This is a genomic window from Paraburkholderia phosphatilytica (assembly GCF_003443895.1).
Taxonomy (GTDB): Bacteria; Pseudomonadota; Gammaproteobacteria; order Burkholderiales; family Burkholderiaceae; genus Paraburkholderia; species Paraburkholderia phosphatilytica.
Map to the genome: position 1 here is coordinate 60885 of NZ_QQOA01000015.1, position 22401 is coordinate 83285.

A 22401-nucleotide genomic window follows, 5' to 3' on the forward strand; every position below is an offset into this window, starting at 1 on the left:
CCCCTTCACGGCTAAGTGCGAGGGAAAACGACGAAAGCGCGTCCTTGTGCGAAGGAAAACGACAAATTGGCCGGTTCGTCCCTCGAAATGCGACTCTGTGCGACAACAGGCACCGCCGCGCCACCGCCTCCCACCCAGATTTTTTTCCACTACCTCCCATAACTTTGCCGTCGCCATCTCCACCCATCTCTCGCGATCACATCCGAACGGTTCCGAGCCGTCGCAAACGGCTCCAAACCTCGCGCCGGGTCTTAAATCCAGGCACCTGAAGGTGGGTTCCCGGTCGTCCGGGAACGCGTTAATCTCGCTCCCGCCGGGATGGATCGCGTGCCGCGGTCCGTTTCGCCCGCCTTAAGCTGGAGCTGTTCTTGGACACACTTGCAACCGAAGACTGGGTCGCCCGCAGCCTGCGCGCCGTGTGGCATCCCTGCACGCAGATGAAGCACCACGAGCGCATGCCGCTCATCCCGATCGCGCGCGGCGCCGGCCCGTGGCTCTATGATCGCGACGGCCGCCGTTTTCTCGACGGGATCAGTTCGTGGTGGGTCAACCTGTTCGGCCACGCGAATCCGCGCATCAACGCGGCGCTGAAAACGCAGCTCGATACGCTCGAACACGCGATGCTCGCGGGCTGCACGCATGAGCCCGCGATCGAACTCGCGGAACGTCTCGCCGCCCTCACCGATCACACGCTGGGCCACGCGTTCTTCGCGTCCGACGGCGCATCGGCGGTCGAAATCGCGCTGAAGATGAGCTTCCACACGTGGCGCAATCGCGGCCGCGCGGAGAAGCGCGAGTTCGCGTGCGTCGCGAACAGCTACCACGGCGAAACGATCGGCGCGCTCGGCGTGACCGACGTCGCGCTGTTCAAGGACGCGTACGACCCGCTGATCCGCCACGCGCACGTGGTCGCATCGCCGGATGCACGGCTTGCCGCGCCCGGCGAATCCGCCGCGGACGTCGCGCGACGCGCGCTCGACAGCGTGCGCGCGTTGTTCGCCGCGCGCGGCGAGCAGCTGGCCGCGCTGATCGTCGAGCCGCTCGTGCAGTGCGCGACCGGCATGGCGATGCACGATCCGTCGTATCTCGCGGGGCTGCGCGCGCTGTGCGACGAGTACGACGTGCATCTGATCGCCGATGAAATCGCGGTGGGGTGCGGGCGCACCGGCACCTTCTTCGCGTGCGAGCAGGCGGGCATCTGGCCGGATCTGCTGTGCCTGTCGAAGGGCATCAGCGGCGGGTATCTGCCGCTGTCGATCGTGCTGTCGCGCGACGCCATCTTCGATGCGTTCTACGACGACGACACGACGCGCGGCTTCCTGCACTCGCACTCGTACACCGGCAATCCGCTTGCGTGCCGCGCGGCGCTCGCGACGCTCGATCTGTTCGCGAGCGACAACGTGCTCGCGGAGAACGCGCGCAAATCCGCTGTGCTGCGCGCCGCGCTCGAACCGCTGCGCGCGCATCCGCACGTGCGGCATCTGCGCCAGTGCGGCACGCTGTTCGCCTTCGACGTCGCGATCGATCATGCGCAAGCCGCGCGCACGTTCTCGCGCCGCTTCTTCGACCACGCGCTGCAACGCGAACTGCTGCTGCGCCCGATCGGCACCACGGTCTACCTGATGCCGCCGTACATCCTGAGCGACGACGAACTTGCGTGGCTCGCCGCGCGCACGCGTGACACGCTCGACGCCACACTCGCAGACGAGGTGCATTGATGGAACTGCTCCGCCAGCTCGAACAGGGCCTGAAGGACATCGACGCGCAAGGGCTGCGTCGTCGCCGCCGCACGGCCGACACCGCGTGCGCGGCACACATGACGGTGGATGGCCGACCGATCGTCGGCTTCGCGTCGAACGATTATCTCGGTCTCGCCGCGCACCCGCAGCTGATCGACGCGCTCGCCGAAGGCGCGCGCCGCTATGGCGCGGGCAGCGGCGGCTCGCATCTGCTGGGCGGCCACTCGCGCGCGCACGCGCAGCTCGAAGACGATCTCGCGGCATTTGCCGGCGGTTTCGTCGACGCGCCGCGCGCGCTGTACTTCAGCACCGGCTATATGGCAAACCTCGCGACGCTGACCGCGCTCGCAGGTCGCGGCGCGACGCTGTTCTCCGATGCGCTGAATCACGCGTCGCTGATCGACGGTGCACGCCTGTCGCGCGCCGACGTGAAGATCTATCCGCACGGCGACGTCGACGCATTGAGCGCGCTGCTCGATGCATCGGATGCCGAAACGAAGGTGATCGTCAGCGACACGGTGTTCAGCATGGACGGCGACGTCGCGCCGCTCGCGCGTCTGCTCGCACTGGCCGAGCAGCACGGCGCATGGCTCGTGCTCGACGACGCACATGGCTTCGGCGTGCTCGGCCCGCTTGGTCGTGGCGCGATTGCCGAAGCCGCGCTGCGCTCACCGCATCTCGTGATGGTCGGCACGCTCGGCAAGGCGGCGGGCGTGTCCGGCGCGTTCGTCGTCGCGCACGACACGGTGATCGAATGGCTCGTGCAGCGCGCGCGGCCGTACATCTTCACGACCGCGTCGACGCCCGCGTCGGCGTTCGCGGTGTCGGCGAGCCTGCGCATCATCGGCGGCGAAGAAGGCGACGCGCGGCGCGCGCATCTGCGCGAGCTGATTGCGCGCACGCGCACGCTCCTGAAACGCACGCCATGGCAGCCGGTGGATTCGCACACCGCGGTGCAGCCGCTCATCATCGGCAGCAACGAAGCGACGCTCGCGCTCGCCGCCGAGCTCGATCATGCAGGACTCTGGGTGCCCGCGATCCGGCCGCCGACGGTGCCGGTCGGCACGTCGCGTCTGCGCGTGTCGCTGTCCGCCGCGCATTCGCATGAAGATCTGGATCGGCTTGAGGCGGCGTTGTCTAGGGCCGCCGACGCCAGTGCCGCACAGGAGGCGGCATGATGAACGACCCCCACGCTCACTTTCGTTCGCTGCCCCCCGAGGGGGCGCATGCCTCCCTTGGGGCGGCCCGGCGGGAGGCATGATGACCAAAGCCCTCTCCGTCTTCATCACCGGCACCGACACCGAGATCGGCAAGACGCTCGTTTCGGCTGCGCTATTGCGCGGTTTCGCCCACCTCGGCCTGCACGCGGCGGCGATGAAGCCGATCGTGGCGGGCGCCGTCGAAGTGGACGGCGTCTGGCACAACGAAGACGCGGACGTTCTCGATGCCGCCGCGAACGCGCCGCTGCCGCCGGAACTGCGCACGCCGTATCTGCTGAAAGCACCGGCCGCGCCGCATATCGTCGCCGAACGCGAGCAGGTCACGCTCGATATCGAGCACATCGTCGCGTGTCACCAGCAGGCGCTGGAGCGCGCGGACGTCGTGGTCGTGGAGGGCGTGGGCGGCTTTCGCGTGCCGCTTGACGGCGAGCGCGACACTGCCGATCTCGCGCGCGCATTGCAGTTGCCCGTCGTGCTGGTGGTCGGCATGCGGCTCGGCTGCATCAATCACGCGCTGCTGACGGCCGATGCGATCAAGGCGCGCGGCCTGAAACTCGTGGGCTGGGTCGCGAATCGTGTCGACCCGTCGATGCAGTTCGCCGACGAGAACATCGCCACGATCCGCGCGTGGCTGCAGCGCGATCATCACGCGCCGCTGCTGGGCGTCGTGCCGCGGCTCGATCCGCCTTCGCCCGAAGCCGCCGCGAATCACCTCGATACCGATGCATTGCTCGCCGCGCTGCGCGCGCACGCGGCGTGAGCATCACTTCCATCGCACATAACGAACAAACGAATCCGACACCATGAGCCAGATCCAGTCCACCGCATCCCCGAGCGCCGCCTCGCAGCCTGTCGCAAACGAATCGGGCGCCCGCTGGCGAGTCGTCGACGTCGTCGCGCTGTATGAGCTGCCGTTCAACGACCTGCTGTTCCGCGCGCAACAGACGCATCGCGAGCACTTCGATCCGAACGCGGTGCAGCTCTCCACGCTGCTGTCGATCAAGACCGGCGGCTGCGAGGAAGACTGCAAGTACTGCCCGCAGTCGGCGCACTACGACACCGGTCTGCAGGCCGAAAAGCTGATGCCCGTCGACGACGTGCTCGCCGCCGCGCGCGTCGCGAAGGACAACGGCGCGACGCGCTTCTGCATGGGTGCCGCGTGGCGCAATCCGAAGGACCGGCATCTGGAGCCGATCAAGGAGATGATCCGCGGCGTGAAGGCGATGGGCCTCGAGACCTGCGTGACGCTCGGCATGCTCGAACCGCACCAGGCGCAAGGTCTCGCCGATGCGGGCCTCGACTACTACAACCACAACCTCGACACGTCGCCGGAGTTCTACGGGCAGATCATCTCGACGCGCACCTATCAGGACCGCCTCGACACGCTCGAACGCGTGCGCGATGCGGGCATCAACGTGTGCTGCGGCGGCATCGTCGGTCTCGGCGAATCGCGCCGCGAACGCGCGGGCCTGATCGCGCAGCTCGCAAACATGAGCCCGTATCCGGAATCGGTGCCGATCAACAATCTGGTGAAGGTGGAAGGCACGCCGCTGACCGGCACGGAAGCGATCGATCCGTTCGAGTTCGTCCGCACGATCGCGGTGGCACGTATCACGATGCCGCGCGCGATGGTGCGGCTCTCGGCGGGACGCGAGCAGATGGACGAGGCGCTGCAGGCGCTGTGCTTCATGGCGGGTGCGAACTCGATCTTCTACGGCGATCAGCTGCTGACCACCAGCAACCCGCAGGCTGAGGCCGACCGCAAGCTGCTCGCACGCCTCGGCATTCGCGCGGAGACGGCACAGCAGCTCCCCGCCGATGCAGCGGGCTGCGAGCACCGCGGCTGCGATCATCCACGCTCAGCGGCGAACTAAAGCAGCGCGCCGCAGCGCGCGCTCACGCGTTCAGACGAACGCGTGATGCTTGAGCTCGAAAGGATCTTCGCCGAAGCGCAGTGGCGCCGCGCAGTGCACGAGCGTATCGATGAAGTATTTCGCGCGCGGCCACGGACCATAACCGGCCGCGGTATTGATATGCCCCGCGTCGCCGAGATTCACGAACGCGCTGCCGAGGCGTCGCGCGAGATCGCGCGCATCGGCGACCGGCATCCACGGATCGGTCTCGCTGCCGATCAGGATCGACGGTACGCCCAGCCGCCGCGCGTCGAACGCCCCCGCGAATTCGAACTTTTTCGGGCTCGCGGGCGCGACGAACAGCACGCCCACCACATCCGCCGCATGCTGGCCCTGCTGCAACGCCTGCGCGGCCGCGAGACAGCCGAAGCTGTGCGCGGCCAGCACGAACGGGCCGCGCTCGCGCGCGAGCAGCGCCCGCACCTGCTGCGCCCAGCGCGCCAGATCCGGCGCGTCCCAGTCCGTCTGCTCGACTCGCAGCGATCTCGCGAACTGCCGCTCGAGCCAGCTCTGCCAATGCGCGCCTTCGCTGCCGTGCAGGCCTGGCACCGTGACGAGCCGTGGCGGCCACGCCGATGTGCTGCATGAAAGCATGATTGTTCCTCGCTGCGGGCATCCGTAGATCATTGTGGCGCCGGGTCGCGCGCAGCCGAACCAATTTTTCGTGCTTAGTTTATGGGCAGCGGTACAAGCGCGCCGCGACGGACCGTATAAGTGCCATCTACTTGCCGCGAGCCGCGCGACAACGCGCGCGAGACCGTAAAATGAGGGCTTGCCTCGATCTGGAGCCGCCATGTTCGCAGCAGCAGCATCATCCCCATCCGTTCTGCAGCGCCCGCTGCAAGCCTTCGCATGAAGATCATTTTCTATTCGCCGACCAGCGACGCTGAGCTCTGGCTGCACGATCTCGTGCACGCGATGCCTGATGCCGAAGTGCGCGAATGGCAGCCTGGCGACCACGCGGCCGCCGACTACGCGATCGTCTGGCGTCCGCCGCACGAGATGCTCGCGGGACGCGACACGCTGCGCGCGGTGTTCAACCTTGGCGCGGGCGTCGATGCGATTCTCGCGATCGAAGCGCGCGAACCCGGCACCTTGCCGCGCAACGTGCCGCTCGTGCGCCTCGAAGACAGCGGCATGGCACCGCAGATGGCCGAGTACGCGATGCACGCAGTGCTGCGCTACCTGCGCCGCTTCGACGAATATGCGCTGCTGCAGAACGAGCGCAACTGGGAGATGCTGGAGCCGCATCCGCGCGAAACCTTCACCGTCGGCGTGCTCGGGCTCGGTCTGCTGGGCACGCACGTCGCCGAGCGCGTCGCGACGCTCGGCGTCCCGGTGCGCGGCTATAGCCGCAACGCGCGCAGCATCGAAGGCGTGACGACCTTCGCGGGCCAGGCGCAGTTCGATGCGTTCCTCGATGGCGTGAAGGTGCTGATCAATCTGCTGCCCTACACGCCGGATACGCACGACGTGCTGAACGCGAGTGTGTTCGCGAAACTCGCGCACGGCGCGTACGTCGTGAATCTCGCGCGCGGCAGGCATCTCGTCGAAGAGGATCTGCTCGCGGCACTCGATAGCGGCCAGATCGCCGGCGCGATGCTCGACGTGTTTCGCGAAGAGCCGCTCGATCGCGAGCATCCGTTCTGGCGGCATCCGCGCATCGCGATCACGCCGCATTCGGCCGCGCTGACGCTGCGCGCGGAATCGATCGAACAGATCGGGCGCAAGATCCACGCGCTCGAAAACGGCGAGACGATCGGCGGCATCGTCGATCTCACGCGCGGCTACTGATGCTGTAACGACGTTGCATTCGATACGCCGCGAACGCGCGGCAGGAGACACATCATGGCGTTACCTCAAAGAGTCAAGATCGTCGAAGTCGGCCCGCGCGACGGCCTGCAGAACGAAAAGGAATTCGTGCCGACGCAGACCAAGGTCGAGCTCGTGAACCGGCTCGCCGCGGCAGGCTTTCCGAACGTCGAAACCACGTCGTTCGTGTCGCCGAAATGGGTACCGCAGATGGGCGATGCCGCCGACGTGATGGCCGGCATCGAACGCCGGCGCGGCACGATCTACTCGGTGCTGACGCCGAACATGCGCGGCCTGGATGGTGCGATCGCCGCGCGCGCGGGCGAGATCGTGATCTTCGGCGCGGCCAGCGAGGCTTTCTCGCAGAAGAACATCAACTGCAGCATCGCGGAGAGCATCGAGCGCTTCGTGCCGGTCGCGAAGGCCGCGAAAGACCAGGGGCTGCGCGTGCGCGGCAGCATTTCGTGCGCGTTCGGCTGCCCGTATCAGGGCGACGTGCCGATCGCGTCGGTGGTCGACGTGGTGGAGCGCTTCAAGGCGCTCGCCTGCGACGAGATCGACATCGCGGACACGATCGGCGTCGGCACCGCGGACCACGTGCGCCGCGTGTTCGAAGCGGTGACGCGCGTGTTTCCGCGCGAGCGGCTGTCCGGGCACTTTCACGACACCTATGGCCAGGCGCTCGCGAATATTTACGCGGCGCTGCAGGAAGGCATCGAGATCTATCACGCGTCGGTGGCAGGGCTCGGCGGCTGCCCGTATGCGAAGGGCGCAACCGGCAACGTCGCGACGGAGGACGTGCTGTACCTGATGGACGGCCTCGGCATCAGGACCGGCATCGACCTCGCGCAGGTCGTCGAAATCGGCGACTTCATCTCGACCGCGATCGGCCGGCCGAACGTGTCGCGCGCCGGCAAGGCGCTGCTCGCGAAGGCGCGCAGCCAGCAGATCGATTGCGCGTGATACCTGCGCCTGAACGACGCGCAATCAAAGCGAACCACAGCAACGACAAGGAACCGCCTGAAATGAGTACGACCGCCACGCCCGCTCACGACAACTTCGACACGCTGCCCGATTCCGCGCGCCGCGTGGCCCTGCTGCTGCGCGAACGCGGCCATGCGGGTCATGTCGTGATGCTTGCCGAGACCGGTAAGACCTCCGCCGAAGCGGCGGCGGGGCTCGGCTGCTCGGTCGCGCAGATCGCAAAGTCGATCCTGTTTCGCCGTCGCGAAGACGATGCGCCGGTACTCGTGATCGCGAGCGGCGCGAACCGCGTCGACGAGAAGAAGGTCGCGGCGCACGTCGGTGAAGTTGGGCGCGCGGATGCGAAGTTCGTGCGCGAGAAAACGGGCTATGCGATTGGCGGCGTGTGCCCGATCGGACATGCGGTCACGCCCGTCACGCTAATCGACGGCGACCTACTCGCGCTCGGCAGCCTGTGGGCCGCGGCCGGTCATCCGCACGCGGTGTTCAACCTGACCGCCGACGAACTCGTCGCGCTGACGGGCGCGCCGGTCGTCGACGTCGCGCTGCGCGAAACCGCATGAGCGGCGGTGGCGCATCGCAGCCCACGCGGCGGCCGCAAGACATGACGCCGGTGCCGTCGCCTTGCATCGACATCTGCCGGATGGATGCATCGACGGGGCTGTGCGAGGGGTGCTTGCGCACCATCGACGAAATCGCGAACTGGTCGACCTTCGACGACGACGCGAAGCGCGCGGTGTGGAATGCGATCGATGCGCGTCACGCCGCGTGGCTGGAGTCGCACCGATGAACGCGCCGCCACGCATCGTCACCATCGGCGAGTCGTTCAGCACGACGCTGTCGCTGTCGTGCGAATCGGTGAAGGCGTTCGCGACGCTCGTCGTCGATCTGAACCCGCTGCATCACGACGACGCCTACGCCGCCGCGAGTCGCTTCGGTGGACTGATCGCATCGGGCACGCAGCCCACCGCGTACTTCATGGCGCTGCTCGCCACGCATTTCTCGCAGTACGCGCAGCCGCTCGGCCTCGAATTCGACATGAAGCTGAAGAAGGCCGCGCACGCGAACGACACGCTCACGATGACGTGGACCGTGCGTGACGCGTACTGGAAATCCAGCCTCAACGGCGATCTTACGAAGCTCGAAGGAACGGTGGTCAATCAGCGCGGCGAGACGGTGGTGGTCGGCGCATCGACGATCCTCGTGATGCCGAAGCCGGACCGCGACGGCACCGCATCATGAAGCTGCCGCCGACGATGCGCGTGTTCGAGCGCGGCTGGCTGTCGTCGAACAACGTGCTGTTCGTCGACGATGCCGCGACGGCGCTCGTCGATACCGGTTACGCGTCGCATGCACAGCAGACGCTCGCGCTCGTGCAGAACGCGCTCGGCAATCGTCCGCTCGATCTGATCGTCAACACGCACCTGCATTCGGATCACTGCGGCGGCAACGCGATCCTGCAGGCGGCATGGCCGTGCCGCACCGTCATTCCCGACGCGGAAGCAGACGCGGTGCGCAACTGGGACGAAGCGCGTCTGACATTTCGCGCGACGGGTCAGCACTGCGCGGGCTTCGGATTCACCGGTACGCTCACGCCGGGCGACGCGCTGACGCTCGGCGGCCTACGGTGGGACGTACTCGGCGCACCGGGTCATGATCCGCATTCGCTGATGCTGTACAGCGCTGACGAACGCATCCTGATCAGCGCGGATGCGCTGTGGGAAAACGGCTTCGGCGTGATTTTTCCAGAGCTGGAAGGCGAGAGCGGCTTCGCGGAACAGCAGGCGGTGCTGGAGCTGATTGCGACGCTCGCGGTCGACATCGTCATTCCCGGGCACGGCGCGCCCTTTACCAACGTCGGGCTTGCGCTGGAACGCGCGCGCTCGCGCGTCGCGTGGCTGCGCGCCGACCCCGCGCGCAACGCAAAGAACGCGCTCAAGGTGCTGATCGTGTTCCGTCTGCTCGACGAACGCGCGATGACCTTCGATGCGCTGCTGCGGATGCTTGACAGCGCGCAGGCCATGCGCGCGGCGGCGGCGATGCTCGCGCCGGCATCCGGTTGGTCCGCGCTGCTGCGCACGCTGGTCGACGAGCTCGTGAAGAACGGCGCGCTGCACGCTGACGGCGAACGGATCGTGTCGGGCGCTTAAGCGTCCCTTAAGGCGCGCTGACGCGCTTTTTCACGCCCCACAAAAAGAAAGCCGCTCGCCAGCAACTGGCGAACGGCGGAATTTTGATGACGTGATCAAGCGTCGATGAAATGATACGCGCCGCCAAATTTGCGACGCATCGGTGATTTCCCTACAAAACCTTGACAAGGCGCGGCGAACGCGAATTCGTTAAATGTCCATGACGTCGATGACGGTAGAACTTACCTGTCGGACCTTACGGAAAATACTCCGGAATCCATACTAATCGTCGGGTACCCTGCATTCACCAGGCTTTCAGCCCGCTATTGCGCGCAGTTTCTGCGGCACGATCCGCCAGCCGAGGTTCACGCCCGCCGCAGCCACCAGCACGAGCACCGCGCCCGCGAACTGCACCCACGCAAGCTTCTGCCCGAACGCCACGCGGTCGACGACGATCGCGACCACCGGATAGATGAACGACAGCGCGCCCGTCATCGAAGTCGGCAGCTTCTGGATCGCGCCGTACATCAGCACGTACATCACGCCGGTGTTGACCACGCCGAGCGTCGCAACTTCGAGCCAGTGCGCGCCGGTATCGGGTAATGCACCGTAATGCACGAACGGCGCCAGCAGCACGATGCCGGAGATCGTGGTGATCAACGCGAGCAGATGCGGCGGCGTGCCCTTCAGATGCTTCGTGACGATCGACGACACCGCCCACAGCAGCGCCGCGCCGAACGCGAGCGCGACGCCCGTCAGGTACTGGCCCGGCATCGCGAGCACGGCCGGCTCCACCCTGACGATCAGCACGAGCCCCGCGAACGCGACCAGCAGCCACACGATCGTCGATGCGGTGATCCGTTCGCGGAAGATCACCGCGCCCAGCGCGACCAGCATGAACGGCTGCGTGTTGTAGACGGTGGTCGCCATCGAGATCGACGCGCGCGAGTACGACGCGAACAGCAGCACCCAGTTGAACACGATCGCCGCGCTGCCCAGCACCGCGAAGCCGATCATCCGCCACGAGAACAGCTCGCGCCGGAACAGGCCGCGGCTCGCGCACACGATGGTCAGCGCGACCGCGCCGAACACGCAGCGCAGGAACGCCACGTTCAACGCGGACTGCCCGGACGACACGACGAGCCAGCCGATCGTCCCCGACATCAGCATCGCGACCGACATCTCCAGCGCGCCGCGACGAATTTCTGCAGAAGCCATGTTCCCGCTCCATTGGATCGAAGGCCCGTACCGCGAGCCGATGGAGACCAGTTTAGGAACTCGACAAGCGCAAAACTATGGCTAAACTAAGGCTGTACGATCCATTCACCTTGCAATCGAAGGTCAAGATGAGCAAACGCCTTTCACCGCAAACCGTGGCACCCGCCACCCTCGACAACACCGACCGCGAGCTGATCGCCGCGCTCGCCGAAGACGCTCGGCAGCCGGTCAGCGAGCTCGCGAAGCGCATCGGCCTGTCAGCGCCGAGTACCACCGACCGGATACGGCGGTTGGAAACACAAGGCGTGATCGCAGGTTTCGCGGTCGAGCTGGACCCGCGCGCGCTCGGCTACACGCTGCAGGCCATCGTGCGCGTGAAGCCGCTGCCGGGTCAGCTGCATCTGGTGGAGGAGGTGATTCGCCGCATTCCGGAGTTTGTGGAATGCGACAAGGTGACGGGCGACGACTGCTTCGTCTGCCGCCTCTATCTGCGTTCGATCGAGCAGCTCGATGGCATTCTCGGGAAAGTGACCGAGCGCGCGGAGACCAGCACGGCGATCATCAAGTCGACGCCGATCGCGAGGCGGCTGCCGCCGCTCGTCTGAAGACCACTGTCAGCGCGCGAGCGGCTCGAAGAACGACAGCACTTCTTCAACGAGCGCGTCCGGCGCTTCTTCAGGGATGTAGTGGCCACACGGCAGCGCGCGGCCGCTCACGTCGCGCGCCACCTTCCGCCATTCGGCGAGCGCATCGAAGCAGCGCGCGATCACGCCTTCTTCGCCCCACAGCACGCGCACCGGACACCCAAGCTTATGCCCGCGCTCGATATCCGCACGGTCGTGCTCGAGATCGATCGTGGCGGATGCACGATAGTCCTCGCACATCGCGTGCACCGCGCCCGGCTGGCGCAGCGCGGCGCGATACGCGTCGAGCGCTTCGGGCGCGAACGGCGCAAGGCCCGCGTAGCGGCTCCCCATCACGCGCTCCACGTACACGTCCGGGTTCGCGCTGAGCATCGTTTCCGGCAACGGCGCCGGCTGGATCAGGAAGAACCAGTGGAAGTACAGCGTCGCGAACGTGCGATCGGTGGCTTCGTACATCGCGAGCGTCGGCGCGATGTCGAGCAGCATCAGGCGCTCGACGGCTTCCGGAAAGTCGAGCGCCATCCGGTGCGCGACGCGCGCGCCGCGATCGTGTGCGCAGACAAGGAAGCGTTCGTAGCCGAAGTGCCGCATCACGGCGACCTGCTCAGCCGCCATCGTGCGTTTCGAATACGGGGAGTGCGTGGCGTTGCTCGGCGGTTTGCCCGACGCGCCATAGCCGCGGAGATCTGTGGCGATCACCGTGAAGTGCTGCGCAAGCGCCGCTGCGCAGCGATGCCAGATCATGTGCGTCTGCGGATGGCCGTGCAGCAGCAGCAGCGGTGGCCCCGATCCGCCCTTGACACCGTAGATGTCGACGTCGCCCTCTCTCAAACGGAAGGGCGTGAAGTCCTCGAAAGGCATGTTGTGCATTCCCGTCGTGGTCGGTGCGGCCATTGTAAGAGCGCGCCAAACGTGTGCCTCGTTGGATAGGCCACTAATGCGTAGAACCCGAGCACTTATTCGAACGCTTGACGTGTCGAACGATGCACATGCACAGCACGCTTCACCTATAATCGAACGATCGTGCAAAAACATGCGGGGCGCGTCACGCTATCGCATGCTGTCCACATCCGAACAATGCACAAGACAAGGAGACTTCCGTCATGGCCTTGCCCGCCGTATTGCAGAACCTCGCGCTGCCTGTCGTCGCATCGCCGATGTTCATCGTCAGCTACCCGGAGCTCGTGCTCGCGCAGTGCAAGGCCGGCATCGTCGGCTCGTTTCCGGCGCTGAACGCGCGCCCCGCCGAACTGCTCGACGAATGGCTCACGCAGATCCAGGCGTCGCTCGCCGAACACCAACGCTTGAACCCGGATGCGATCATCGGCCCGATCGCAGTTAACCAGATCGTGCATCAGTCGAACGCGCGGCTCGAGCACGACGTTCGCGTGTGCGTCGAACACAAGGTGCCGATCTTCATCACGAGCCTGCGCGCGCCGGCGCGTGAGATCGTCGACGCGGTGCACAGCTACGGCGGCATCGTGCTGCACGACGTGATCAACCTGCGCCATGCGCAGAAGGCGCTCGAAGCGGGCGTCGACGGGCTGATTCTCGTCGCGGCCGGCGCCGGCGGCCACGCGGGCACCACGTCGCCGTTCGCGCTCGTCGGCGAAGTGCGTCGCATGTTCGACGGGCCGATCGTGCTGTCCGGCGCGATTGCGAACGGCGGCTCGATCCTCGCCGCGCAGGCGATGGGCGCGGACCTCGCGTACATGGGCACGCGCTTCATCGCGACGAAGGAAGCGCACGCGGTGGAGAGCTACAAGGAGGCCATCCTCGGCGCGAACGCATCGGACATCATCTACACGAATCTCTTCACCGGCGTGCACGGCAATTACATTCGCGAAAGCATCGTGAATGCGGGCCTCGATCCCGATGCGCTGCCGGAGTCGGACAAGACGAAGATGAACTTCGGCAGCGACAAGGCCAAGGCGTGGAAGGACATCTGGGGCGCGGGGCAAGCCGTCGGCCTGATGGACGACGTGCCCGACGTCGCGACGCTCGTCGCGCGTCTGAAAGATGAATACGACGCGGCGAAAGCGCGGCTCGCGATTCGCTGAGGTTTCGTTCCGCGCTTCTTTTCCCGCTTCGTTCTACATCCAAAGCCGGCGCAACCGCTACATGTTGCGCCGGTACTGTCCGCCCACCTCGAACAGCGCGTGCGTGATCTGCCCGAGCGAGCACACGCGCACCGCTTCCATCAACACGGCAAACACGTTGCCGTCGTCCATCACCGTCTGCCGAAGCTTGCCAAGCGCTGCGGGCGCCGCGTGCTGATTGCGCGCCTGAAAGTCGCGCAGGCGCGTGAGCTGGTTCTGCTTCTCTTCATCGGTGGAACGGGCGAGTTCGATCGGCGGCGGCGCATCGTGCGAATGCGCGGCAAGAAACGTGTTCACGCCGACGATCGGGTACGAGCCATCGTGCTTCCGGTGTTCGTACAGCATCGACTCGTCCTGGATGCGTCCGCGCTGATACCCCGTCTCCATCGCGCCGAGCACGCCGCCGCGTTCCGTCAGACGATCGAACTCCGCGAGCACCGCGGCTTCGACGAGGTCGGTGAGTTCCTCGATCACGAAGCTGCCCTGGCTCGGATTCTGGTTCTTCGTCAAGCCCCATTCGCGATTGATGATCAGCTGGATCGCGACCGCGCGGCGCACCGATTCTTCAGTGGGCGTGGTGATCGCTTCGTCGAACGCGTTGGTGTGCAGCGAGTTGCAGTTGTCGTAGATCGCGATCAGCGCCTGCAGCGTGGTGCGGATGTCGTTGAAGTCGATCTCCTGCGCGTGCAGGCTGCGGCCCGACGTCTGCACGTGATACTTCAGCTTCTGGCTGCGCTCGTTCGCGCCATAGCGCTCGCGCATCGCGACGGCCCAGATGCGGCGCGCGACACGACCGAGCACCGTGTATTCCGGGTCCATCCCGTTTGAGAAGAAGAACGACAGGTTCGGCGCGAAGTCGTCGATCTTCATACCGCGCGCGAGGTACGCCTCGACATACGTGAAGCCGTTCGCGAGCGTGTACGCGAGCTGCGAGATCGGATTCGCGCCGGCCTCCGCGATGTGATAGCCCGAGATCGACACCGAATAGAAGTTGCGCACGCCATGCTCGACGAAGTACGCCTGAATGTCGCCCATCACCTTCAGGCTGAACTCGGTCGAGAAGATGCAGGTGTTTTGCCCCTGGTCTTCCTTGAGAATGTCGGCCTGCACGGTGCCGCGCGCATTTTCCAGCGCGTGCTGTTGCGCGGCGAGCAGTTCTTCCGCCGTCGCTTCGCGCCCATCGTCCTTCGCTTTCGCGCGCGCGGCCGCGATCTGCTGATCGATCGCGACGTTGAAGAACATCGCGAGGATCGACGGCGCGGGACCGTTGATCGTCATCGACACCGATGTCTGCGGCGAGCACAGATCGAAGCCGTCGTAGAGCGTTTTCATGTCGTCGAGCGTCGCGACCGATACGCCCGAATTGCCGACCTTGCCGTAGATGTCCGGGCGCTCGTGCGGCTCTTCGCCGTAGAGCGTGACGGAATCGAATGCAGTGGACAGGCGCTTCGCCGGCATACCTTCGGACAGCAGTTTGAAGCGGCGATTCGTGCGGAACGGATCGCCCTCACCGGCGAACATCCGCGTCGGATCTTCGTTCTCCCGACGAAACGGAAACACGCCCGCGGTGAACGGGAAATGACCCGGAAGATTGTCGAGCATCAGCCAGCGCAGCAGATCACCGGGGTCGCTGTACTTCGGCAGCGAGACCTTGCGGACCTGCGAGCCGGATAGCGTTGTCACGGTGAGCGTGGTGTGGATCTCGCGATCGCGTACGCGCGTCACGTGTTCGTCGCCGCTGTACGCGGCAACGGTGTCGGGCCACGCGGCAAGCAACGCTTTTTCGCGCTCGCCGAGTTGTGCGTGCTTCTGCGTGTAGAGCGCGTCGAGGCGATCGTTTGGTTGAGCAGTGTTCGACACGCCATCCGCTTCGCGCAGCATCCGGCGCGCTTCGTCGATCTGCCAGCGTTCGCGCGCGAGCTTCGACTGCGCGTCGACCTGCTCGCGATACGCGCGCACCGTATCCGCGATCTCGGACAGATAACGCACGCGCGGTGGCGGCACGATCGCGTTGCGGCCCGTCGAATGACGCACGCCCGTCAGCGACGGCAAGCGCTGTCCGCCTTCTCGCAGGCCATGCTCGCGCAACGATGCCGCGAGGTGCTGATAGAGCGCGGTCACGCCATCGTCATTGAAGTGCGACGCGATCGTGCCGAACACCGGCATCGCGTCCGGCGCTTCGCTGAAGCGCGCCTGGTTGCGCTGCACCTGCTTCGCGACGTCGCGCAGCGCATCGGCCGCGCCCTTGCGATCGAACTTGTTGATCGCGACCGTATCGGCGAAATCGAGCATGTCGATCTTTTCGAGCTGGCTCGCGGCGCCGAACTCCGGCGTCATCACGTAGAGCGAACGGTCCACGTGCTGCACGATCGCCGCGTCGCCCTGCCCGATGCCCGACGTCTCGACGACGATCAGATCGAAGCCCGCCGCCTTGCATGCGGCGATCGCATCGGGCAGCGCGGCGGACAGTTCGCTCGACGCTTCGCGCGTCGCCATCGATCGCATGAACACGCGCGGCCCCGCGCCCCAGTCGCCGATCGCGTTCATGCGAATACGGTCGCCGAGCAGCGCGCCACCGGATTTGCGTCGCGACGGATCGATCGCGAGCACCGCGATGTTCAGCGTGTCGTCGTAGTCGAGGCGGAAACGCCGCACGAGTTCGTCAGTCAACGACGACTTTCCCGCGCCGCCCGTGCCCGTGATGCCGAGCACCGGAATGCGCGCGGTCTGCGCGTAGTGGGAAAGCGATTCGCGCAATGCCGAGGAGGCATGCCCCGCTTCGAGTGAGGTGATGAGTTCGGCGAGCTGGCGGAACACCGCGGCGGTTTGCGCAGGATCTTTGGCGCTGCCATTAGATGCGCGGTTCAACGCGCCGAGTGCAAACTGCGGCTCATCCGAGCCCTGACCTTGCGACTGCGATTGCCTCGCAACCTCCCGCTCGCGCGCCGCCGCCGCACAGCGCGCGATCATGTCGTCGATCATCCCCTGCAGGCCGAGCCGCTGCCCGTCCTGCGGCGAATAGATACGCTCGACGCCATACGTCTGCAACTCGTCGATTTCGTGCGGCACGATCACGCCGCCCCCGCCGCCGAACACCTTGATACGCGACCCGGCGCGTTCGCGCAGCAGGTCGACCAGGTAGCGGAAGTATTCGATGTGGCCGCCCTGATAGCTCGACACCGCGATGCCGTCCGCGTCTTCCTGCAACGCGGCGGTGGCGACTTCGTCGACGGAACGGTTGTGGCCGAGATGAATCACCTCGACGCCGCTCGCCTGCAGGATGCGGCGCATGATGTTGATCGACGCATCGTGTCCGTCGAACAGCGCGGCAGCCGTCACGAAACGCAGGCGCTGTGTGCCGGCGCGCACCGCGGCGTCGCCGTCGATGCGCTGCGGCGTGTGTCGCGACGTGCGCTGCGGCGTGGATAGATCGGTCATGTCTCCCCCAGATCGTCACACCTTGTGGGTGTCCGTCTGGAGTGTATCGCCGATCGTTCAACGATGTCGCTCCGCCGCCTCGCGAATCTCGTCGAGCGTCGGCCACAGTTTCTGGCCCGCGAAGCGGTCCACCATGAAGTCGACGAACGAGCGCACCTTCGCCGACAGATAGCGCCGGCTCGCATACACGACATGAATGGGCAGCTCGCGCGGACCGATCTCATCGACGAGCAGCGGAATGAGACGACCCTCCGCGATATCCGCGCCGATCGCCTCGCTGCCGAGCATCGCAACGCCCGCGCCCTGCAGCACGGCAACGCGCATCGCCTCCAGATGATTGACGGAGATGTTGCCGACCACCCGCACGCGCGAGCTGCGCGCCGCTTCGGTCTGCGCCATGTCCGCGAACGACACGCCCGCGTACTGCAGATAGTTGTGCGATGCGAGATCGGCGAGCGTCTTCGGCGCGCCGTGTTCGCGCAGGTACTCCGGCGACGCGCACAGCACGATGTGCGCGGTCGCGATCTGCCGCGCCACCAGCGATGACGACTTGAGCCCCGTCGGCGCCGCGCGGATCGCCACGTCGTAGCCTTCGTCGATCAGCTCGACCACGCGGTCCGCGAACGTCATTTCGACGTTCACCTGCGGGTGCGCCGCCGCGTAGTCGGCCACCGCGCCCATCACGTACTTGAGCCCGAATGCCGACAGCGACGACACGCGCAGCCGCCCCTGCGGCATCACCGTCGCCGCGCCGACGGCCTGCTCTGCCTCCTCGAGTTCGCCCAGCACCTGGCTCAGCCGCTCGTAGTATTCGCGGCCCGCTTCGGTCGGCGCGACGCGGCGCGTCGTGCGGTTCAGGAGGCGCGCGCCGAGATAGCGTTCGAGATGCATCACGTGCTTGCTCGCCATCGCCGCCGACATGTCCATCTTCTCGGCCGCCCCGACGAAGCTGCCGATCTCGACGACATGGCGAAACACTTTCAGGCTGATCAGGGTATCCATCTCACTCGCTCACTCGTTCACAGCGGGAATCAATGACGACGCACGAGCGGACTTTATCAAAGAAGCTGCGTGAAACGCAGTGAGCCAGCACCGGCTCTGGCACCGGCGGCGCAATGAAAAAGCCCCGTGTCCTGATGGAACACGGGGCTTCGAGTTGCATGAGCGTGACGGAGGGAGGCCGCAAACCGCGCAGCCCGCCCGCTTCAGAGCACGTCAGAACTTCGCGCGAATGCCGACGCCGAAGGTGTCGCCGGTCGACTGGCTCGTGAAGTGGTCGTTCATGTACGCGGCGTAGACGTCCGTGCGCTTCGACAGCGGATAGTCGTAGCCGAGCGCCCACGTCTGGCGCGTCTGGTCGAGACCGCCGCGGTCGCGCGAGTACGCGTACGACGCCATCACGGTGCCCGTGCCGAGCGGCACGCTGACGCCGCCCTGTGCCGTGTTCACGTGCCAGCTGCCGAGCTGCTGGTCGTTGTACGTGTACATGTACTGGCCGTAGAGCTTCACGAACTTGAGGTCGTAGCTCACGCCCAGCTGCGCGACGCTCTGGCTCTTCATGCCGGACACGAGATCGGTCAGGTCCGTCGTGCTGGCGGGCACGCTGGTGTTGAAGTTAACGTACTGGTACACCGCCGTCGCGGCGAACGGGCCGTGGAAGTACAACGCCTGCGCGCTCCACTTCTTCAGGCCGTTGTCGGCGGCGTTGTTGCCGAAACCGTACATCACCGAGCCCGTCAGACCATTGAAGTCCGGCGACGAGTACTGGACCGCGTTGTCCCAGCCCGAATCGCCGACCACGCCCTGATCGGTCGTGTAGGTCGGGAACGTGCCCAGGCCGAGGAAGGTGTGGAACACCATCGGCGAGAACTCGTACGAATCGATGAACGGGTTGAACAGGATCGTCGAGACGAACAGTTGCGACGTCAGGCGGCCCGCGGTGAAGGTACCGTACGGCGATTCGATGCCGACGTACGCATTGCGCGCGAAGAAGTGGTCGCCGGTGAAGCGGCCGTAGTTGCCGTTCTGCGCGAGGAAGAAGCTTTCCAGCGTGAAGATCGCCTTGTAGCCGCCGCCCAGATCCTCGGCGCCTTTCATGCCCCAGTAGGACGTCGACATGCCGCCGCCCGATACCTGCCACGCACGCTGCCCGCCCGGAAATTTCTGCGCGCCGACCCATTCGTCGACCTGCCCGTAAAGATCCACGCTCGATTGCGCATACACCGACGACGACGCCGCGGCGAGCACGCCGGCAATGGCGCCCGTCTTCAACGTGAATTTCAGCGCACGGCTGACGCTTGTTTTCATGGGTTCTCCTGTCTTTGTCAAAAGTGGGTGTGGCTGTGCGAGGGGGGACTCGAGCTGACCGTTTGTTCTGCGCTTCACTGCTTCATCGACTGCCGAGCCAATCTGGGCCGGTCAATCTTTGCGGACCATTTCCCGGAACAAAAATACCGGGGGTTATCGCCGGTATATCGTTCTGCATAAGCTCGCGAAAAATGATGCTGCTAGCGGCGCATGCGGTACTTTTGCGCTGCGGCGCGTCATCCCTGTCCGTCACGCCCGACACCCGCGCCGACTGGAGGTTTCCGCCCCTTTCGCCGACATCGGCCGCAACATTGACGCACCGCCACAACGAATGGCGATTGAATGTCATTCGTCTGTCTTATGACGAGAATTTTCAAAAATGTGTGGCGCGCGCACGTCACCGGCCCGCGTCGCGATGGACGCCGGAAAATGGACGAGGCAGTGGTGAGGGGTGCTACCGATGGGTGCTTGAGACGCCTGGTGCGGCCGCAGGCTCCGCGCGAACGCGTACACGAACGCAAACGGACGCGCGGACGACGCTTCGCGCGCCGCCCGTTCGCTCAATCAGTGCGACGAATTAGTTGCGGTAGGGAGAGGGGCCGGGCGCGCGCGACATATCTTCCGGCGGGCGCGGCACCGGGCGCGTGGAGCGCTCTTCGTTGTAGCGCGCAACGTCCTCGCGGATGGAGCCGGCGCGGACCATCGCGGAATCAGCGGGCGGGCGCGGCACCCCGCGCGTTTCCGCGCTCACCGGCGTGATACCGCCGCCATAACGGGCGGCTTCCAGCCCGTCGCCGTGCCAGTCGCCATCGCGCATCATGGGCGCGCGCTGCGGCGCCGATGGCGCAAAACCGTTGACCGGGAAATCCTGCGCCGCGCGCGGTGCGCGTAGCCCCTGACTGGCCTGGCGGGCGTACGACGGGAACGCATGATTGCCGGCACTTGCCGCGCGCCCGTTCTGCGGCGAGCCATGGCCACCGAACGCCGGCCCGGCTGGACGGCTCATTTCCCTGCCGCCGCCACCGCCATGACCGCCGCCGAAATGACCGCCGCCGTGCTGGCCGAACTCGTTGGCACAGGCGAGCGGCGCCAGCGTGGCTAGCGCCACGCCGATGATCCAGCGTCCTGTCCTCGACCTGCCAACGTTCACGATCGTTGTCCTGCCCGACTGCTCACCGCGAATTTCGCGCCCGGGCGTTGGCGAAATCCGTGCCGGGGAGCGACTTCAACGGTTTGCGAACTGCCGAGAAACCGCCGGCCCCCTTCGGCCTGTGAGCAAGTAATTTATGGTCGGTGCAGGAGGGTGTCGAGCCGAAAAGTGTTAGGTCCAAGGTGCTGTTGTAACACCATGTTACCGGTCCCGGGGCTCGCTTCTAACCCATTGTGTAAAAAGGGGAAACGCGCTTTGCGGAGCCACCGGCAAAAGTGGCTTTCCGCACGCGAACGTTAGATTTAGACGACATGGAAACCGGCCCTCAGGACCGATCGCGGACGGCATCTGCGACCCGTCCGTAACCCACGGTTTCGACTGATGTTAGATGTTCCCGCAACCGCATTTCATGCCGGGCGCATCTTATTCTGAAAGCGCATTAATCAATTCTTCAAATGAATTTGCTTTTTCAATAGCGTCGCGAGGACAATACATACTTCGATGAAACAGGCTGGACGCTTCGAGAGCGTCATGAGAATCCCAGAATGGCTCGACCTAAATTCCTTCCCGACAACTTCACGCTTTGCCTGATCGGCACGGTGACCCTTGCCAGCGTGCTGCCCGTGCACGGGCAGGCCGCGGTCGGCTTCAACTGGCTGACGAACGTCGCCGTCGGCCTGCTGTTCTTTCTGCACGGCGCGAAGCTGTCGCGCGAGGCGATCGTCGCGGGCGCGACGCACTGGCGTCTGCACGCGGTCGTACTACTCAGCACCTTCGTCCTGTTCCCACTGCTCGGTTTCGCGCTGAAACCGGTCCTTTCGCCGCTTGTTACGCCGGCGCTGTACACCGGTGTCCTGTTCCTCTGCACGCTGCCGTCTACGGTGCAGTCCTCGATCGCGTTCACGTCGATGGCGAAGGGCAACGTGCCGGCGGCCGTGTGCAGCGCGTCGGCGTCCAGCCTGCTCGGCATCTTCATCACGCCGGCGCTCGTCAGCCTGATCGTGACCAGTCAGGCCGCGGGCGGCGGCTCCGCCTGGCATACGGTCGGCGACATCGTGCTTCAGCTGCTCGTGCCGTTCGTGGCAGGACAACTGCTGCGCCCGGTGATCGGCCGCTGGATCGAGCACAACCGCAACGTGCTGAAGTTCGTCGATCAGGGCTCGATCCTGCTGGTGGTGTACGCGGCGTTCAGCGAAGCCGTCAACGAAGGCCTGTGGCATCACATTCCGCTGACCGCGCTCGGCGGCCTCGTCATCGTGAACGCCGTGCTGCTCGCGGCCGCCCTCGCGATCACGATCTTCGGCAGCAAGCGGCTCGGCTTCTCGCGCGCCGACCAGATCACGATCATCTTCTGCGGCTCGAAGAAGAGCCTCGCGGCCGGCGTGCCGATGGCCAAGGTGATCTTCGCGTCGCATGCCGTGGGCGCGGTGGTGCTGCCGCTGATGCTGTTCCACCAGATCCAGCTGATGGTGTGCGCGGCGCTCGCGCAGCGCTGGGGCGCGCGCGATCTCAGCGCGGAAAAGCAGGCCGCAGCACATCGCGCAGCGCCCGCCGTCGCGCGGCGCTGACGCGCGCCGCGAACTGCCCGCCAGCGCGGGCCTGCGTTTAGCCCCACTCGCAGCCGCGCTTATCGTCATACCCACAGCCCTACCCGTAGCCGTATTCATTCCCTCCTCCTTCCCGTGCGGATTGACGGGCCGCCGAAGCCGCCACCGCCACCGCCACCGCCACCGCCACGTCGACTGGCT

The 22401-nt window shown here is 65.8% G+C and carries 20 protein-coding genes; 13 read left to right on the forward strand and 7 right to left on the reverse strand.

All coding sequences use genetic code 11. From position 1 onward, the window contains the following. Window positions 1-368 precede the first annotated feature (368 nt). The 4 genes from bioA (at window position 369) to bioB (ending at window position 4833) form a co-directional block, all read left to right on the forward strand. Entirely contained in the window at window positions 369-1718 is a 1350-nt protein-coding gene (bioA, locus tag DVS29_RS17670) for an adenosylmethionine--8-amino-7-oxononanoate transaminase (protein ID WP_118181771.1), read from the forward strand. Continuing rightward, entirely contained in the window at window positions 1718-2917 is a 1200-nt protein-coding gene (gene bioF, locus DVS29_RS17675; RefSeq protein ID WP_118181772.1) for an 8-amino-7-oxononanoate synthase, read from the forward strand. The genes bioA and bioF overlap by 1 nt, the downstream gene beginning before the upstream one ends. Before the next feature lie 82 nt (window positions 2918-2999). Then, the gene (gene bioD, locus DVS29_RS17680; protein ID WP_118181866.1) at window positions 3000-3719 is read left to right on the forward strand and encodes a dethiobiotin synthase; all 720 of its coding nucleotides are present in this window, start codon (window positions 3000-3002) and stop codon (window positions 3717-3719) included. A 43-nt stretch (window positions 3720-3762) separates the two neighbouring features. Continuing rightward, entirely contained in the window at window positions 3763-4833 is a 1071-nt protein-coding gene (gene bioB / locus DVS29_RS17685) for a biotin synthase BioB (RefSeq protein ID WP_118181773.1), read from the forward strand. Between the two features lie 30 nt (window positions 4834-4863). Here bioB and DVS29_RS17690 read toward each other — a convergent pair whose 3' ends face one another. Continuing rightward, window positions 4864-5466 carry an RBBP9/YdeN family alpha/beta hydrolase gene (locus tag DVS29_RS17690; RefSeq protein WP_118181774.1) on the reverse strand — a complete coding sequence of 201 codons (603 nt, stop codon included), beginning with the start codon at window positions 5464-5466 and terminating at the stop codon, window positions 4864-4866. Window positions 5467-5724: 258 nt separating this feature from the next. Between DVS29_RS17690 and DVS29_RS17695 the strand changes: the two genes are divergently transcribed. The 6 genes from DVS29_RS17695 (at window position 5725) to DVS29_RS17720 (ending at window position 9818) form a co-directional block, all read left to right on the forward strand. Continuing rightward, complete coding sequence (locus tag DVS29_RS17695) at window positions 5725-6666, forward strand: 2-hydroxyacid dehydrogenase (protein ID WP_118181775.1); 942 nt, start codon at window positions 5725-5727, stop codon at window positions 6664-6666. 54 nt (window positions 6667-6720) lie between these two features. Beyond that, window positions 6721-7647 (forward strand): hydroxymethylglutaryl-CoA lyase, encoded by a 927-nt coding sequence (locus DVS29_RS17700; RefSeq protein ID WP_118181776.1) that lies wholly within the window; start codon window positions 6721-6723, stop codon window positions 7645-7647. 62 nt (window positions 7648-7709) lie between these two features. Further along, window positions 7710-8231 carry a YbaK/EbsC family protein gene (locus DVS29_RS17705; RefSeq protein ID WP_118181777.1) on the forward strand — a complete coding sequence of 174 codons (522 nt, stop codon included), beginning with the start codon at window positions 7710-7712 and terminating at the stop codon, window positions 8229-8231. Beyond that, window positions 8228-8458: a DUF1289 domain-containing protein gene (locus tag DVS29_RS17710; RefSeq protein WP_205962475.1), complete on the forward strand. Its 231-nt coding sequence runs from the start codon at window positions 8228-8230 to the stop codon at window positions 8456-8458. Before DVS29_RS17705 ends, DVS29_RS17710 begins: the two co-directional genes overlap by 4 nt. Continuing rightward, on the forward strand, window positions 8455-8910 hold the full coding sequence (locus DVS29_RS17715; protein ID WP_118181778.1) for a MaoC family dehydratase: 456 nt from the start codon (window positions 8455-8457) through the stop codon (window positions 8908-8910). Before DVS29_RS17710 ends, DVS29_RS17715 begins: the two co-directional genes overlap by 4 nt. Further along, window positions 8907-9818 carry an MBL fold metallo-hydrolase gene (locus DVS29_RS17720; protein ID WP_420816123.1) on the forward strand — a complete coding sequence of 304 codons (912 nt, stop codon included), beginning with the start codon at window positions 8907-8909 and terminating at the stop codon, window positions 9816-9818. Before DVS29_RS17715 ends, DVS29_RS17720 begins: the two co-directional genes overlap by 4 nt. A gap of 294 nt (window positions 9819-10112) precedes the next feature. On the opposite strand, the gene DVS29_RS17725 is transcribed toward DVS29_RS17720, so the two are convergent. Beyond that, entirely contained in the window at window positions 10113-11015 is a 903-nt protein-coding gene (locus DVS29_RS17725; RefSeq protein ID WP_118181780.1) for a DMT family transporter, read from the reverse strand. 128 nt (window positions 11016-11143) lie between these two features. On the opposite strand from DVS29_RS17725, the gene DVS29_RS17730 reads away from it, so the two are divergent. Then, window positions 11144-11620 carry an Lrp/AsnC family transcriptional regulator gene (locus tag DVS29_RS17730; protein WP_118181781.1) on the forward strand — a complete coding sequence of 159 codons (477 nt, stop codon included), beginning with the start codon at window positions 11144-11146 and terminating at the stop codon, window positions 11618-11620. A 9-nt stretch (window positions 11621-11629) separates the two neighbouring features. Here the strand turns inward: DVS29_RS17730 and DVS29_RS17735 are convergent, their stop codons facing one another. Further along, window positions 11630-12520, reverse strand: a complete 891-nt coding sequence (locus DVS29_RS17735; RefSeq protein WP_118181870.1) for an alpha/beta fold hydrolase — start codon at window positions 12518-12520, stop codon at window positions 11630-11632. 242 nt (window positions 12521-12762) lie between these two features. On the opposite strand from DVS29_RS17735, the gene DVS29_RS17740 reads away from it, so the two are divergent. Further along, the gene (locus tag DVS29_RS17740) at window positions 12763-13719 is read left to right on the forward strand and encodes an NAD(P)H-dependent flavin oxidoreductase (protein WP_118181782.1); all 957 of its coding nucleotides are present in this window, start codon (window positions 12763-12765) and stop codon (window positions 13717-13719) included. Between the two features lie 57 nt (window positions 13720-13776). Here DVS29_RS17740 and icmF read toward each other — a convergent pair whose 3' ends face one another. From icmF to DVS29_RS17760, 4 genes are all read right to left on the reverse strand, one after another. Continuing rightward, window positions 13777-17196, reverse strand: coding sequence for a fused isobutyryl-CoA mutase/GTPase IcmF (gene icmF / locus DVS29_RS17745; protein ID WP_118181783.1), 3420 nt, complete (start codon window positions 17194-17196; stop codon window positions 13777-13779). A gap of 57 nt (window positions 17197-17253) precedes the next feature. Continuing rightward, window positions 17254-18198: a LysR family transcriptional regulator gene (locus DVS29_RS17750; protein ID WP_118181784.1), complete on the reverse strand. Its 945-nt coding sequence runs from the start codon at window positions 18196-18198 to the stop codon at window positions 17254-17256. A gap of 213 nt (window positions 18199-18411) precedes the next feature. After that, complete coding sequence (locus DVS29_RS17755; RefSeq protein ID WP_118181785.1) at window positions 18412-19503, reverse strand: porin; 1092 nt, start codon at window positions 19501-19503, stop codon at window positions 18412-18414. 577 nt (window positions 19504-20080) lie between these two features. Continuing rightward, window positions 20081-20611, reverse strand: a complete 531-nt coding sequence (locus DVS29_RS17760) for a hypothetical protein (RefSeq protein ID WP_240655670.1) — start codon at window positions 20609-20611, stop codon at window positions 20081-20083. A gap of 587 nt (window positions 20612-21198) precedes the next feature. Between DVS29_RS17760 and DVS29_RS17765 the strand changes: the two genes are divergently transcribed. Next, window positions 21199-22221: a bile acid:sodium symporter family protein gene (locus tag DVS29_RS17765; protein WP_118181787.1), complete on the forward strand. Its 1023-nt coding sequence runs from the start codon at window positions 21199-21201 to the stop codon at window positions 22219-22221. The last annotated feature ends 180 nt before the right edge of the window (window positions 22222-22401 follow it).

Coding starts and splice junctions, on each gene's coding strand:
- DVS29_RS17740 (WP_118181782.1), top strand. CDS start 12,763: ATGGCCTTGCCCGCCGTATTGCAGAACCTCGCGCTGCCTGTCGTCGCA.
- DVS29_RS17710 (WP_205962475.1), top strand. CDS start 8,228: ATGAGCGGCGGTGGCGCATCGCAGCCCACGCGGCGGCCGCAAGACATG.
- bioF (WP_118181772.1), top strand. CDS start 1,718: ATGGAACTGCTCCGCCAGCTCGAACAGGGCCTGAAGGACATCGACGCG.
- DVS29_RS17720 (WP_420816123.1), top strand. CDS start 8,907: ATGAAGCTGCCGCCGACGATGCGCGTGTTCGAGCGCGGCTGGCTGTCG.
- icmF (WP_118181783.1), bottom strand. CDS start 17,196: ATGACCGATCTATCCACGCCGCAGCGCACGTCGCGACACACGCCGCAG.
- DVS29_RS17690 (WP_118181774.1), bottom strand. CDS start 5,466: ATGCTTTCATGCAGCACATCGGCGTGGCCGCCACGGCTCGTCACGGTG.
- DVS29_RS17750 (WP_118181784.1), bottom strand. CDS start 18,198: ATGGATACCCTGATCAGCCTGAAAGTGTTTCGCCATGTCGTCGAGATC.
- DVS29_RS17695 (WP_118181775.1), top strand. CDS start 5,725: ATGAAGATCATTTTCTATTCGCCGACCAGCGACGCTGAGCTCTGGCTG.
- DVS29_RS17705 (WP_118181777.1), top strand. CDS start 7,710: ATGAGTACGACCGCCACGCCCGCTCACGACAACTTCGACACGCTGCCC.
- DVS29_RS17755 (WP_118181785.1), bottom strand. CDS start 19,503: ATGAAAACAAGCGTCAGCCGTGCGCTGAAATTCACGTTGAAGACGGGC.
- bioD (WP_118181866.1), top strand. CDS start 3,000: ATGACCAAAGCCCTCTCCGTCTTCATCACCGGCACCGACACCGAGATC.
- DVS29_RS17700 (WP_118181776.1), top strand. CDS start 6,721: ATGGCGTTACCTCAAAGAGTCAAGATCGTCGAAGTCGGCCCGCGCGAC.
- DVS29_RS17725 (WP_118181780.1), bottom strand. CDS start 11,015: ATGGCTTCTGCAGAAATTCGTCGCGGCGCGCTGGAGATGTCGGTCGCG.
- DVS29_RS17765 (WP_118181787.1), top strand. CDS start 21,199: ATGGCTCGACCTAAATTCCTTCCCGACAACTTCACGCTTTGCCTGATC.
- DVS29_RS17735 (WP_118181870.1), bottom strand. CDS start 12,520: ATGCCTTTCGAGGACTTCACGCCCTTCCGTTTGAGAGAGGGCGACGTC.
- bioB (WP_118181773.1), top strand. CDS start 3,763: ATGAGCCAGATCCAGTCCACCGCATCCCCGAGCGCCGCCTCGCAGCCT.
- DVS29_RS17730 (WP_118181781.1), top strand. CDS start 11,144: ATGAGCAAACGCCTTTCACCGCAAACCGTGGCACCCGCCACCCTCGAC.
- DVS29_RS17715 (WP_118181778.1), top strand. CDS start 8,455: ATGAACGCGCCGCCACGCATCGTCACCATCGGCGAGTCGTTCAGCACG.